We start from the raw sequence: 12,865 nt of genomic DNA on the forward strand, positions 1-12,865 counted from the left end.
CGTAAGAACAATGTTCGGCATTTTCAAATTCCTCTTTGAGTTTTTTGTCTGAGTATCCAATTCAGAGTAACTACATTATAGGCTATATTTGAACAAATGTCTTTATATTTTTTAACAAATTGTTTCGAAAAAGCGGTTAAATTCGGTGAGTCTCATTACAATCTACCAAAAAAGTGCAAATAAGACTATTCAAATTGCCAAAAAAATGATATACTTTTTCAGTAAGGAGGGATTTGAATGCAACGCGAAACTTCCAACGACAGTTTTCTGGATTACGGCTCGGTCTACCACCAGTCCATCGACCGCGAGCACCCGGAGCTCATCCACCAGACGATGATTGCCATCACCCGCCGCTATGCCTCTCAGTTCTACTGCTTCAACTGCGATACCTATTTACAGGTAAAGAGCGGCATTGGCGTGCTGCTGGTCTCCCACACGGCGGACGCAGCCGCCGTGGAGGAGTTTGGCATGAACCGGCTCATCCACATCAAGCCAAATATCTACTTCGCCGTCGTTTCCACGACCCAGAAGCTGGAATACGACCTCTACGCCGAGAGCAGTTATTCGCTTCACATCACGGACTTTCCTTCCCAGTACGAATTTCTGGCCGTCCTGCCCCGCATCGAGATACAGAAAATTCTGGGCTACTACTACCGCATCCGCACCGAGAACTACTGTTTCCTTGGTGAGCGGCACGATTTCTTCGAACTGACCTATGTGGACACCGGCGAGCTGGAGACCGAAGTGGACGGCACGCTCTACCACTTAAAAGAAAAAGACCTGATGATCTACGGCCCGGGCCAGTTCCACACCCAGTACACCGACGAAGAGCACAGGGCCTCCTATATGACCATCCTCTTCGATATGCGCAACCTGACGCCTGTGGAGCGGGAGGTCTGGTACGACGCCCTCATCAACCGGGTGTTCCACTACGACCAGAAGATCAACACCTTATTAAAGGCCTTCGTCCGGGAGAGCACCACCGGCATCCCCTATATGAACAGCCTGATGCTCTGCCTGCTGACCGAGACCATCATCCGTCTGCTCCAAGGCACCTACGCCTCCCCCATGACGTCCGCCAGCAACACAGCCCACCAGAGCGCGATGGACGAGCTTTTCGACCGCATCATCGCCTACATCCACGACAACATCTACGACCCGCTGACCATCCCGGAGATCTGCGAGCACTTTTCGCTGTCCCGGTCGGCCCTGCAACTGCTGTTCAAGAACTCGGGGGACCAGTCCCCCAAAAAGTATATCAACGACAAAAAGCTGGAGCGCAGCTGTCAGATGCTGCTCGAGAACCGCTACACCATCAGCGAGATCTCGCTGCGGCTGGGCTACAGCTCTATCCACTATTTCTCCAAATCCTTCAACATGAAGTACCATATGTCCCCCAGTGAGTTCGTCAAGCAGAACTGTCAAGCCAGTCTCTGATACTCATTATATATAGCAGTTTGCGTTTTTAATGCACAGGCAACATCCGCAAACTGCATATCGCAAATATGCTATCCTGATAGGCGCTATTTTTGAAAATTGCGATAGAAGGAGGAGCACCCATATGAACCTCGGCACAGGCTCCATCGCCCGCACGATGGCGGCGGAGTTTGTGAAAGTCCCCGCATTCCACTGCGCGGCGGTCTGCTCCCGGCAGGTGGTCACCGTTCTGGAAGCCGCCCGAGAGGATGCACAGCTGGGCTTCTGAGCTTTCAACCGCAAATGACAAACTCTTTGGCGTTTTTTGCTCTTGCCAAATTAGCCAGGGCTATCTATAATAAGGATGAATGGTTAAACTCTTAACGCTTTTTGAAGAAGGTAAAGTTTTGGGAGGTTTTACTATGTCCTTAGTTACGACCAAAGATTTGATGCTCGACGCTCAGAAGAACCATTACGCCATCGGCGCGTTCAATGCCGAGAACATGGAGATGGTGCAGGCCATCATCGCCGCTGCCGAGGAGCTGCGCGCTCCCGTCATCGTCCAGACCACCCCGGGCACCCTGAAGTACGCTTCTCCGGCCATGTTCCACGCCATGGTGGCCGCAGCCGCTTCTGAGGCCAGCGTCCCCGTCGTGATGCACCTCGACCACGGCAGCAGCTACGAGCTGGCCATGCAGGCATTCCGTGCCGGCTACACCTCCGTTATGATCGACGGCTCTCACCATGTCTTCGAGGAGAACATCGAGATCACCAAGTCCGTTGTCCGCGCCTGCCACGCCGCCGGTATCCCGGTGGAGGCTGAGCTGGGCAAGGTCGGCGGCAAGGAAGACGACCTTGACTGCGGCAATGGCAACGGCTACACCGTCCCCTCCGAGGCTGCTGAGTTTGCAGAGCGCACCGGCGTGGACTCTCTGGCCGTCGCCATCGGCACTGCCCACGGCGTCTACAAGGGAACGCCCAAGTTGGACATCGAGCGCCTGAGCGAGATCCGCAAGGTCGTGTCTGTACCTCTGGTGCTCCACGGCACCTCCGGCGTGCCCGACGATGCCGTCCGTGAGTGCGTTGCACGCGGTATGTGCAAGGTCAACTACGCCACCGACCTGCGTATTGCCTTCAGCAAGGGCCTGAAGGAATACCTCGCCAAGGACCCCGAGGTCTTCGACCCCAAGAAGTACAGCACCGTCGGCCGCGAGTACGTCAAGGAATACGTCAAGAGCAAGATCCTAGTCTGCGGCGGCAACGGCAAGGCTTAATCACATAAAATCGCAGCGGGAGTGGACGCCCTTCGGGACGTCTGCTCCCGCTTTTTTGCTGTGTGCATACGGCAAGACCCCCGCCGAATGCTGTGGTGCTTCTGCGGGGGTCATCCTCCATGTCCAGCATGGTCACGGCGGTAACGATCATGGGCAGGTTGGTGCCTGCGATGCCCGCGATCATCTGCGCAGAGGTGTGGATGCCGTCTGCAAAATGGCAGTGGCCGGTAACTACCAAACCGATCATACTCGTTGCCAACCTGAATTTATGACGTTTTTTCGGATTATTTCAGCGTGTAGGGGTACAGGGTGACGCCCTTGACCACGCGGTTCACCTCGCCGGTGGGGCAGGGGTTGTCCGGGGTGATGCCCAGAGACAGGGACTTCATCAGAGCGATGGTCTGTGCGAAGAGGATGAAGTCCAGACCCAGCAGGACGTTCTCCATATCGGCGCCGACCTTGATCTGGACGGGATAGTCGGCCAGCTCCTCGATGCCCTCGCAGTCGTGGTTGTAGACGACGGCGATCTTGTTGCCCTTGCGCTGGCGTGCCATCTCCTTGACCAGATCCAGCTCGTAGCGGCGGCGGTACTCGTCATCGCTCAGGTAAGCGACGGTCAGGGTGTTGTCGTCGATGATGGACTTGGGGCCGTGGCGGAAGCCCAGCTCAGAGTCGTACATGGTGGCGACCTTGCCGGCGGTCAGCTCGAGGGTCTTCAGTGCGGACTCCTGCGCGACGCCCTTCAGGCCGATGTTGCCCAGATAGACGATGCGGTTGTAATCGAACTCGTCCACGATCTTCTGTGCCAGACCGAACTGGTCATCGAGGAAGTGCTGGCCGGCGACGGCCAACTTCTCGACCTCAGCGGTGATCTCGTCCAGCTTGTCGAGGTTGAAGGCCAGATAGGTAGCCAGATACATATTGCTGTAGCTGGAAGTCATGGCGAAGGACTGGTCGTGGGTCTCGGGGGTCAGGTTGATGGCGAAGCAGTTGTGACGGGTGTTTGCCAGCTTGGACAGGGTACCCTCGTGGTTGCAGGTCACGAACAGGTGATACAGGTTCTGGCAGACGACCTCAGCGGCCTCCACATTGCCCAGAGACTCGGGGGAGTTGCCCGAACGGCCAAAGTTCACCAGCAGGGTGGGCTTGGTGCGGGAGAGGAAGTTCTCGGGAGAAGGCACGAGGTCGGTAGAAGCGTAGGACTTGACCTTGAAGTCGTACTTGGGGTTCAGCGCCTGGAACAGGGAGTTGCCGACGAACTCGCTGGTGCCGGCACCGGTGAGGACGATGTCGAAATCATCCTGCTTGACGACCTGATCGATAAAAGCCTGAAGCTCATCCTTGCAGGCGGCCAGCTGGGCGCAGGTCTTGCGCCAGGTGGCAGGCTGCTGATAGATCTCATGGGCCGTAAAGGTAGAAGACGTCTCCTTCATCTTCTCATCGGTCAGATTAAAAATGCTCATCCTTATTCTACCTCCTAATGGACTTGGTAACTTTTTTCTGATAAAGCCAAAGCAGAGCCATTCCTGTCTCTTTTGTTTGTTATATCACATTCAAACCGCAGAAAACAAGGGGGAAACTGACAGCCATAACTTTTTGATTGAAAAAGACAAACCAGCCTCCGCGCAGCGGCCTGTCAGGCCGTTTTCTCCATCATTTTTATGTCTTTTTGCCGGAACGAATAACAAATCGATTGAAAATTATAAATATTTTTCCGAAGCCGTGTGGTATAATGAAATCAAGCTATCAACCCCAGAAGGAGGGCATCTAAAAATGGTAATACAAAGCAAAAAGGTCTGGCTGGCAGACCAGTTCGTCCCTGCTGCTATTGAGGTGAATGACGGCAGGATCACCGCCATCCTGCCCTATGGCACCAAGGATGTGGACGACGATTACGGTGACAAGCGCATCGTCCCCGGCTTTATGGACATCCACTGCCACGGCGCCTACGAGTTCGACACCAACGACGCCAACGAGGACGGCCTGCGCTACTGGGCAGAGCACATCGTCTCGGAGGGCGTCACCAGCTTCCTCGCCACCACCATCACCCAGAGCGTCGAGGTACTGACCAACGCCGTCACCAATGTGGCCAATGTCATGGAGAGCGGCTACGACGGCGCAGAGATTTTGGGCATCCACTTCGAAGGCCCCTATCTCGACATGAAGTACAAGGGCGCACAGCCTGACCAGTACATCGTCAAACCCACCATCGAGCAGTTCGAGCACTACCAGAAGGCGGCCCGCGGCCACATCCGCTATGTCACGCTGGCAACGGAGCATGATGAGGACTTTGCCCTCACCCGCTATCTGACCGCCCACGGCGTGGTGGTCAGCATCGGCCACAGCGGCGCCACCTACGAGCAGGCTGTCATGGCCTACGCCAACGGCGCGCGCTCCATGACCCACGTCTATAACGGTATGTCGCCCTTCAACCACCGCGCCAACGGTCTGGTGGGCGCGGCCTACCGCATCCGCACCATGTACGGTGAGATCATCTGCGACGGCTGCCACTCCACCCCCGCTGCCCTGAACAACTACTTCATGAGCAAGGGTCCCGACTACGCCATCATGATCTCCGACGCCCTGATGGCCAAGGGTACGCCCGTGGGCAGCAAGTACCTGTTCGGCGGCAACGAGATCATCATCTACCCCGACGGCAGCGCCCATCTGACAGCCACCGGCACTCTGGCAGGCTCCACCCTGAACATCAACAAGGGCCTGCGTATCCTCGTTGAAGAGGCTCTGGTCCCCTTCAACTACGCTCTGAACTCCTGCACCATCAACCCGGCCAAGTGCCTGCATCTGGACGACCGCAAGGGTTCCATCCAGGTGGGTAAGGACGCCGACCTCGTGGTGCTGGAGGATAACTACGACGTCCTGCAGACCTACTGCATGGGTCAGCCCAAGCTTTAATTCCATGCATACACCCAAGCAGACACGAAGGAGATAGCAAACATAAAACACCCGCTTCAGGAAATGATGGACAAGCGCCGCAAGTACAGCTACTCCGACCGCGCCCGCTACTACATCGGTCAGCCCGAGGTGGTGGCCGCCATGAACAAGCTGTTCGACAATCTCCGCGAGTACCCCATCCCGATGAATATGCTCCACCAGTATATGCCCATCAGCTACGCCAAGATCCGCGAGGGCAAGCTGAAGCTCGACCCCCGTGAGCTGGCAATGGACGGCATCGTGCAGTTCATGCTGGCCTACGAGAGCGCTGTCTGATTTTTTGAACGACCCGAATCCCCCTTTTATCCAACAAGGAGACTATGAGCCATGAAACAGTTCCAGTATACCATCAAAGATGCACTTGGCGTCCACGCACGCCCTGCCGGCCTGCTGGTCAAGCTGGCCAAGCAGTATACCAGCACCATCACCCTCGAAAAGAACGGCAAGACCTGCGATATGCGCAAGCTGATGGCCGTGATGGGCATGGGCATCCGTCAGGGCGAGACCATCACCGTCACCGCCGAGGGCGAAGACGAGGCAGCTGCCATCGAGGCTGTGGAGAAGTTCCTGACCGAGAACGTCTGAGCATCGTATTATAAAAAATGCCGCCGTGCAGTTCAACGCTGCACAGCGGCATTTTTATTGTTCTCAGAGAAGCTTGATGAAGTACAGGATAGCCAGAAGCAGGATGGCTCCGCCCGCCACAGCAAGGAAGCTGCGGTCTTTTTTGTCCGGCTCCGGCTCTTTCTTTTCGTTTTCGTCCATGCGTTCCTTCGGGCCTTACAGCAGGCTCAGGGCCTCTTCATCGGCCACGAGGATGCAGTCGGGGTGCATCTGCAGGATGGATCCCGGGCATTCGGGGGTGACGGGGCCGGAAACGACAGCCTTGACGGCCTTGGCCTTTGCCAGACCGTTGGCCACCACCAGCACCTTGCGAGCCTGCATGATGGTCTTGATGCCCATGGTGTAGGCCTGCTTCGGCACAAGGTCCTCGTTGCCGTCAAAGAAGCGCTTGTTGGCCTCGATGGTGGCCTCGGTCAGGTCCACACAGTGGGTCTCCAGCTCGAAGGCCTCACCCGGCTCGTTGAAGCCGATGTGGCCGTTGGGGCCGAGGCCCAGCAGCTGCAGGTCGATGCCGCCCACGCTGTGGATGATGTCGTTGTACTTGGCGCAGGCGTCGGCCGCGTCGGGGTTGGTGCCGTCGGGCAGATGGATGGCCTCGGGGCGGATGTTCACATGGTCGAACAGGTTCTTGTGCATGAAGCTCCAATAGCTCTCGGGATGCTCTTTGGGCAGGCCGCGGTACTCGTCGAGGTTGACGGTGGTCACTTCGGAGAAGTCGAGGTCGCCCTTGTTATACCACTCCACCAGCTGTGCGTATGCGCCCACAGGGGTGCCGCCGGTCGCCAGACCCAGCACACAGTTCGGTTTCATGATGACCTGCGCGGAGATGATGTTTGCCGCCTTGCGGGACATATCCTTGTAATCTTTTGCACGAATGATCTTCATAAGATAGACCTCCTGATTTTTATCGTACCACTAGTATAACACGGTTTTCTGGGGGAAGATACGCTTTTTTGTGAACAAAACAAGCCGCCGAAAGCAGGGCATAAACGCCCGCCCTCGGCGGCCTTTTTTATGGGCAGGGGGTCAACCGTCCTCCCATGCCCGGGATCCAACTCAGAATGTCAGCAGAATCACAGCATCTTCTTCAGCTCGTCGTACACGAACTGGACCTTGGTGCCGATGATGACCTGGCAGGCGTTCTTGCTGGGGCGGATGACACCGGCAGCACCGGCAGCCTTCACAGCCTTCTCGTCCACCTTAGCGTTGTCCAGGACCTCGAAACGCAGGCGGGTTGCGCAGTAGCCAACGTCCTTCACGTTCTCCTTGCCGCCCACGGCTGCCAGAACAGCGGAAGCGACTTCGGTGTAGTTGTTGTTGGCCAGGGTGACCTTCTTCTCAGCCTCTTCGTCGTCATCCTCACGGCCGGGGGTCTTCAGGTCGAACTTGGTGATGGCGAAGTAGAACACTGCGTAGAACACCACGAATGCAGCGATGCCCAGAGGAATGATCATCCAAGTCTTAGCAGCTGCGGGCAGGGAAGCGGAGAACACCAGATCGGTAGCGCCTGCAGAGAAGCAGAAGCCAGCACGGAAACCGGAGTAGTAGGTGATGATGGTGAAGATGCCGTACAGGGCAGAGTACACAACGTACAGGGGGAAGCACAGGAACATGAAGCCGAACTCGAAGGGCTCAGTGACGCCGCAGACGAAGGCGCAGATGGCAGCGGAAACCACCAGACCAATGGCAGCCTTCTTGTTCTTAGCGGTCTTGACCATTGCCAGAGCAGCACCGGCAATACCGAACATCATGCAGGGGAAGAAGCCGGACATGTACATACCCAGGCTCCAGGTGACACCGTTCTGACCGGTGACGTCGCCTGCCCAGAAGTGGTTCAGGTCGCCCAGGCCGATGGTATCGAACCAGAACACGTTGTTCAGAGCGTGATGCAGGCCGGTGGGGATGAGCAGACGGTTCAGGAAAGCGTAAATGCCGGCGCCGATGCCGCCCATGCCGGCGATGGCGGTGCCGATGGCGACCAGAGCATCAAAGATGACGGGCCAGACGAACAGCAGAACCACGGAGACCAGGATGGAGACCAGGCCGGTAGCGATAGCAACAAAGCGCTTGCCGCTGAAGAATGCCAGCCAGTCGGGCATCTGGGTATCCTTGAACTTATTGTAGCAGGCAGCGCCCACAACTGCAGCCAGAATGCCGATAAAGGAGTTGCCGGCGACCTTCTGGAATGCGATGTAGGTAGCGGTGCCCTCTTCCAGATGACGCACCATGCCGACCACGCCGGGGTTCAGCAGCTGCTGCATCATCAGGAAGCTGACCAGACCGGCCAGACCTGCGGTGCCGTCGTTGTCGGCCAGGCCCACAGCAGCGCCGATGGCAAACAGCCATGCCATGTTATCGATCAGAGCGCCGCCTGCCTTGATGAGCAGGAAGCCAATGGTGTATGCTGCGCCAGAGGTTGCACCCTCAGCACCCATAACGGCGGGGGCCAGAGCGTAACCGATGCCCATCAGGATGCCGCAGATCGGCAGCACTGCAACGGGGAGCATCAGTGCTTTGCCCAGTTTCTGGAGATACTTCATCATAAAGCACATTCCTCCTTAATAAGAATGTTGTTTTTCAGCGGCGGTGCCGGTTGCACACCGCCGAACTTCCGTAACAATATATTAACACATTCAAAACAGAAAAGCCATAGTTTTTGCCCTGATTTCCATGTTATTTTCATGTTTTTCCCTCAAAAGTCCATATATCCAACGCTGTATTGCGCAATGATTTTGTTTTTTCTCTACAAAACCGCCTTTTGGACCCCAAAAATGGTGAAAAAAATTTTCTTTACCGGTCTTTAGCCTGGAAAGGCCAGGGCCACTGCTGCCGCCAGTACCGAAAGATGCACCGGGTAGAACCAGTAGAACGCCCACTGTTCGGCCCTTGAGCAGCTGCCCCGCTCGCCGCTATAAAACCACACCAGCCCGAAGGCCAGCGGGGCCACCGGCTCGAAGAGGGTGAAGACTGCGCCCGCGATGCACTGGGCCGCCCGGTCTTTCCGCGTCAGATAGAGGGCGAGGATGAGGGCCATCCCCATCACGTCGTAGTCGCAGCGGAGCAGCGCCGCCGCCCCGGTGCAGGCTGCCGCGCAGAGGATGCCCCGGGCATCCGGCGTCCCCTCCCCAGTCCGGAAGGTGTCCAGCGCCTTCATGGCCAGCAGGCCCAGCAGCAGGGTGAAATAGACGTTCTGATGCCCCCACCAGACCCCGGAGAAGAAGGCCCAGTCGAAGGGGAACTCACTGAGGAGGGCAAAGCCCAGCATCCGCAGGGCGTATTTCCGGAAGTCGTGGGTGTGCACGAACCCCTCCACCAGCAGGAAGCAGTAGATGGGAAAGGCCAGCCGCCCCGCCATCCGCATCACAAAATCCAGCCGGACGCCGCCCTGCCAGACGGCATTCTGCCGGAACAGGCCGTTTTCCAGCAGGGCCGCGCCGATGTGGTCGATGAGCATGGACAGGCAGGCAATGCGTTTCAGCGCCGTGCCGCTGAGGGAAAAGCCCGGGCGGGAAAGTGTGTTGTTTTGCATTTTGTCAGACCTCACATTTGAACTGTCCCCATTATATCGGTTCCGGGGGATCGTTTTCAACCATTTTCCCTTCCTGCGTGAAAAAAGACCTCCCCGCACCATTCGATACAGAGAGGTCTTTTGTTGTTATCTTCTTACCACAGCCGGATGACCTTGATGACGCCCTCGGCCTTGTCGCGGGCGATCTCCAGATGCTTCTGGAGGGCGTCGGCGGCGGTGTTCCAGTCGCCCTTCAGGGCAGGCTCGAGGATCTCCAGATGCTCCTCGCAGGTCTGCTCCCGGTTGATCATGCTCACCTTGCCGGTCATGATGCGGAACCGGGTGTTGAGGCCGGTGATGCGGTCATAGGCCGAGCGCATATACTTGTTGGGCAGGGTGCTCATGAGCAGCTCGTGGAAGTCATCGTCCGCCTTGCAGAAGTCGTCGATGATGTCCGGGTCGTGCATCATCTGGACAAAGTGCTCCAGCTCCCCGTGGGGGATGTCTGCGCCATAGGTGCGCAGGGCATAAGGCTCCACCAGCAGACGCATCTCGAACATGCTGTGTACGTCCTCCTCGGTGATGCCCGACACCATCAGGCCCTTCTTGGGCAGGATGGTGATCAGGCCCTCCTGTTCCAGACGCCCCAGCGCGTCCCGCATGGGGGTGCGGCTGATGTTGCCCATCTCCGCGCAGAGCTTCTGCTCGTTCAGGAACTCGTTCGGGCGGTACTCACAGTTGAGGATCTTGGTCTTCAGGTACTGATACGCCTGCAGCTTCAGGCTCAGCTTTGCCTGTGTTTCCGTCTCTTTCATCTTCCTCTTCTCCAATCATTTCCTGCTGGACGTTCCACACGCGGTCTTCCGGTGCTGCTTGTATCCCTGAAACAATCCAACTATTCTCTCGATTTTATTATCACACAATAGGACATTTTTTACAAGAGTTTCCGCCTAAGTTTGGCTTGATTTCTGTTTTGCCTAAATATCATTCCTCATTTTTGCACATATTTCACAACAGTTTTTGTGCTTATTGTCCGAATCTCCCTGTTGTTTTGCATCGAAGGATAAAATGTGATACACTACAAAGAGAAAGAAGGGATCTGCATCATGGCACGAAGCGACGGCTACAACACCAAGACCCGCCAGCTCATCTTAGATTATCTCATCCGCAACCGCCAGCACGCGGTCAGCGCCTCCAACATCCTCGAGCATCTGGAGGCCGAAGGGGCCAGCCCCAACCCCACCACCGTCTACCGCTATCTGGACAAGCTGGCCGGAGAGCAGCGGGTGATGAAATATGTGGCCGACAAGGGCGAAAAGGCCGTGTTCCAGTATGTGGACGAGGGCCGCCACTGCCGGGAGCACCTGCACCTCAAATGCGTGCGGTGCGGGCGCATCTATCATCTGGACTGCCACTTCATGGACGAGGTGCGCGCCCACCTGATGGCCGAGCACGGCTTCACCCTGCAATGCGAGGGCAGCGTTTTGTATGGTATGTGCCGCAGCTGCGCCGCAAACGAGGCTCAGGACGGGCAGGCTGCACAAACCTGTAAAAATTGCTGCGCAGAGGTTGACACGGAGAAAAAGCAGTGATACAATTCTCGCAAGAAAAGCGTTGAACGGGAAAAGTAAGGCCCAAGCGCCCTCTTCCAGAGAGTGCGGGCAGGTGTGAGCCGCGCAGATGGCCGGGCCTGAACGAACCCCCGTGAGCTTCCCCCTGAACCCCCGGGTGCTGTGGCGCTGCGGGCAGTAGGGGCAGACGTGCGCCGCTCGTTATCGCGGCAGTGCTTTCAACGGGGAGAGCGCACAAAGTGACTGGCAGGCTCTGCCGGTAATTTAGGTGGCACCACGGATACGGCAGCATTCGTCCTAGCAACAGGACGTTTGCTGCCGTATTTTTTATTTTATCCGCCTCCCCGCCGGGACGAAGAAGGGAAAGCTTCGCAGGCGTAACGGAGAAGTCAAAAAACAACATAAGAGGGGTAAGAAATATGTGCTGTGTGATCGGCTATACCGGGCACGATATCAGTGCCGACAAATTCAAAGAATACCTGATGCGCACCGTCTCCCGCGGGCCGGACGACCAGCGGGTCGTGGAGGGGCCTTTCGGCCTGATGGGCTTTGGCCGTCTGGCCATCATGGGCCTGACCCCGGAGGGGATGCAGCCCTTCTACCGCGGGGCCGACTGCGTGGTCTGCAACGGCGAGCTGTACGGCTTCCGCTTTGAGAAGGAGATCCTGAAGCGCCGGGGCTATAAGTTCCACTCCGACTGCGACTGCGAGATCCTGCTGCCGCTCTATTATGAGTACGGTCTGGATATGTTCCGCCACATGGACTCCGAGTTTGCCCTTATCATGTACGACTCCCGCAAGGACCGCCTCATCGCGGCCCGCGACCCCATCGGCATCCGCCCACTGTTCTACGGCTACTCCAAGTCCAGCCACAAGATCGCCTTTGCCTCCGAGATGCAGAACCTCATCGGCTGGTGCGACGACATCCGCCCCTTCCCCATCGGCAGCTACTACTGCGACGGCCGCTTCGTCCGCTACGAGGACATCGCCGACGTGCCCGCCCCCATGCAGGACGACATGGACACCATCCTGACCAACATCCGCGAAAAGCTCATTGCCGGCGTGGAAAAGCGTCTGGACGCCGATGCCCCCGTCGGCTTCCTGCTTTCGGGCGGCCTCGACTCCTCGCTGGTCTGCTCCATCGCCGCCAAAAAGCTGGGCAAGCCCATCCGCACCTTCGCCATCGGCATGGACACCGACGCCATCGACCTGAAATATGCCCGCCAGACCGCCGAGTATCTGGGCAGCGAGCACCACGAGATCATCATCAACCGGGACATCGTCATCCAGAACCTTGAGGAGGTCATCCGGCTGCTGGGCACATGGGACATCACCACCATCCGCGCCAGCATGGGAATGTATCTGCTCTGCAAGGCCATCCACGAGCAGACCGACGTCCGGGTGCTGCTGACCGGCGAGATCTCCGACGAGCTGTTCGGCTACAAGTACACCGACTACGCCCCCACCGCCGACGCCTTCCAGCAGGAGAGCCAGAAGCGCATCCGTGGGCTGTATATGTAC

At 57.3% G+C, this 12,865-nt stretch carries 13 protein-coding genes and 1 other annotated feature; of the genes, 8 read left to right on the forward strand and 5 right to left on the reverse strand.

All coding sequences use genetic code 11. The features are described from left to right. Nucleotides 1-237: 237 nt before the first annotated feature. The 3 genes from ACT8X9_RS10415 to fba all read left to right on the forward strand — a co-directional run bounded on the left by ACT8X9_RS10415 (nucleotide 238) and on the right by fba (nucleotide 2,690). Nucleotides 238-1,437: an AraC family transcriptional regulator gene (locus ACT8X9_RS10415; protein ID WP_444268922.1), complete on the forward strand. Its 1,200-nt coding sequence runs from the start codon at nucleotides 238-240 to the stop codon at nucleotides 1,435-1,437. 124 nt (nucleotides 1,438-1,561) lie between these two features. Further along, complete coding sequence (locus ACT8X9_RS10420; protein ID WP_444268923.1) at nucleotides 1,562-1,705, forward strand: hypothetical protein; 144 nt, start codon at nucleotides 1,562-1,564, stop codon at nucleotides 1,703-1,705. A 133-nt stretch (nucleotides 1,706-1,838) separates the two neighbouring features. After that, complete coding sequence (gene fba, locus ACT8X9_RS10425) at nucleotides 1,839-2,690, forward strand: class II fructose-1,6-bisphosphate aldolase (RefSeq protein WP_444268924.1); 852 nt, start codon at nucleotides 1,839-1,841, stop codon at nucleotides 2,688-2,690. Nucleotides 2,691-2,974: 284 nt separating this feature from the next. Here the strand turns inward: fba and ACT8X9_RS10430 are convergent, their stop codons facing one another. Next, nucleotides 2,975-4,153, reverse strand: a complete 1,179-nt coding sequence (locus tag ACT8X9_RS10430) for an SIS domain-containing protein (RefSeq protein WP_444268925.1) — start codon at nucleotides 4,151-4,153, stop codon at nucleotides 2,975-2,977. Nucleotides 4,154-4,463: 310 nt separating this feature from the next. On the opposite strand from ACT8X9_RS10430, the gene nagA reads away from it, so the two are divergent. From nagA to ACT8X9_RS10445, 3 genes are all read left to right on the forward strand, one after another. After that, nucleotides 4,464-5,603, forward strand: a complete 1,140-nt coding sequence (gene nagA, locus ACT8X9_RS10435) for an N-acetylglucosamine-6-phosphate deacetylase (protein WP_412589435.1) — start codon at nucleotides 4,464-4,466, stop codon at nucleotides 5,601-5,603. 66 nt (nucleotides 5,604-5,669) lie between these two features. Then, entirely contained in the window at nucleotides 5,670-5,918 is a 249-nt protein-coding gene (locus ACT8X9_RS10440; RefSeq protein ID WP_444268926.1) for a class II D-tagatose-bisphosphate aldolase non-catalytic subunit, read from the forward strand. 51 nt (nucleotides 5,919-5,969) lie between these two features. Then, nucleotides 5,970-6,227 carry an HPr family phosphocarrier protein gene (locus ACT8X9_RS10445; protein WP_444268927.1) on the forward strand — a complete coding sequence of 86 codons (258 nt, stop codon included), beginning with the start codon at nucleotides 5,970-5,972 and terminating at the stop codon, nucleotides 6,225-6,227. Between the two features lie 195 nt (nucleotides 6,228-6,422). Here the strand turns inward: ACT8X9_RS10445 and nagB are convergent, their stop codons facing one another. The 4 genes from nagB to ACT8X9_RS10465 all read right to left on the reverse strand — a co-directional run bounded on the left by nagB (nucleotide 6,423) and on the right by ACT8X9_RS10465 (nucleotide 10,589). After that, on the reverse strand, nucleotides 6,423-7,151 hold the full coding sequence (gene nagB, locus ACT8X9_RS10450) for a glucosamine-6-phosphate deaminase (RefSeq protein WP_444268928.1): 729 nt from the start codon (nucleotides 7,149-7,151) through the stop codon (nucleotides 6,423-6,425). A 188-nt stretch (nucleotides 7,152-7,339) separates the two neighbouring features. After that, nucleotides 7,340-8,809 (reverse strand): PTS transporter subunit EIIC, encoded by a 1,470-nt coding sequence (locus ACT8X9_RS10455; protein ID WP_444268929.1) that lies wholly within the window; start codon nucleotides 8,807-8,809, stop codon nucleotides 7,340-7,342. Nucleotides 8,810-9,066: 257 nt separating this feature from the next. Continuing rightward, entirely contained in the window at nucleotides 9,067-9,795 is a 729-nt protein-coding gene (locus tag ACT8X9_RS10460; protein WP_444268930.1) for a TraX family protein, read from the reverse strand. Between the two features lie 134 nt (nucleotides 9,796-9,929). Beyond that, nucleotides 9,930-10,589: a GntR family transcriptional regulator gene (locus tag ACT8X9_RS10465; RefSeq protein WP_444268931.1), complete on the reverse strand. Its 660-nt coding sequence runs from the start codon at nucleotides 10,587-10,589 to the stop codon at nucleotides 9,930-9,932. Nucleotides 10,590-10,880: 291 nt separating this feature from the next. Between ACT8X9_RS10465 and ACT8X9_RS10470 the strand changes: the two genes are divergently transcribed. Both ACT8X9_RS10470 and asnB read left to right on the forward strand, forming a co-directional pair. Beyond that, nucleotides 10,881-11,366, forward strand: a complete 486-nt coding sequence (locus ACT8X9_RS10470; protein WP_227620364.1) for a Fur family transcriptional regulator — start codon at nucleotides 10,881-10,883, stop codon at nucleotides 11,364-11,366. 13 nt (nucleotides 11,367-11,379) lie between these two features. After that, nucleotides 11,380-11,648 (forward strand) — a binding site (T-box leader). A gap of 116 nt (nucleotides 11,649-11,764) precedes the next feature. After that, on the forward strand, nucleotides 11,765-12,865 hold a 1,101-nt coding region (gene asnB / locus ACT8X9_RS10475; RefSeq protein WP_444268932.1), incomplete at its 3' end, for an asparagine synthase (glutamine-hydrolyzing).

Source organism: Faecalibacterium sp. (assembly GCF_052358865.1).
GTDB classification, from domain to species: domain Bacteria; phylum Bacillota; class Clostridia; order Oscillospirales; family Ruminococcaceae; genus Faecalibacterium; species Faecalibacterium butyricigenerans.

Bases quoted from the DNA above. Each gene is read 5' to 3' on its own strand.
- ACT8X9_RS10415 (WP_444268922.1), top strand. From the start codon at position 238: ATGCAACGCGAAACTTCCAACGACAGTTTTCTGGATTACGGCTCGGTC.
- ACT8X9_RS10420 (WP_444268923.1), top strand. From the start codon at position 1,562: ATGAACCTCGGCACAGGCTCCATCGCCCGCACGATGGCGGCGGAGTTT.
- fba (WP_444268924.1), top strand. From the start codon at position 1,839: ATGTCCTTAGTTACGACCAAAGATTTGATGCTCGACGCTCAGAAGAAC.
- ACT8X9_RS10430 (WP_444268925.1), bottom strand. From the start codon at position 4,153: ATGAGCATTTTTAATCTGACCGATGAGAAGATGAAGGAGACGTCTTCT.
- nagA (WP_412589435.1), top strand. From the start codon at position 4,464: ATGGTAATACAAAGCAAAAAGGTCTGGCTGGCAGACCAGTTCGTCCCT.
- ACT8X9_RS10440 (WP_444268926.1), top strand. From the start codon at position 5,670: ATGGACAAGCGCCGCAAGTACAGCTACTCCGACCGCGCCCGCTACTAC.
- ACT8X9_RS10445 (WP_444268927.1), top strand. From the start codon at position 5,970: ATGAAACAGTTCCAGTATACCATCAAAGATGCACTTGGCGTCCACGCA.
- nagB (WP_444268928.1), bottom strand. From the start codon at position 7,151: ATGAAGATCATTCGTGCAAAAGATTACAAGGATATGTCCCGCAAGGCG.
- ACT8X9_RS10455 (WP_444268929.1), bottom strand. From the start codon at position 8,809: ATGATGAAGTATCTCCAGAAACTGGGCAAAGCACTGATGCTCCCCGTT.
- ACT8X9_RS10460 (WP_444268930.1), bottom strand. From the start codon at position 9,795: ATGCAAAACAACACACTTTCCCGCCCGGGCTTTTCCCTCAGCGGCACG.
- ACT8X9_RS10465 (WP_444268931.1), bottom strand. From the start codon at position 10,589: ATGAAAGAGACGGAAACACAGGCAAAGCTGAGCCTGAAGCTGCAGGCG.
- ACT8X9_RS10470 (WP_227620364.1), top strand. From the start codon at position 10,881: ATGGCACGAAGCGACGGCTACAACACCAAGACCCGCCAGCTCATCTTA.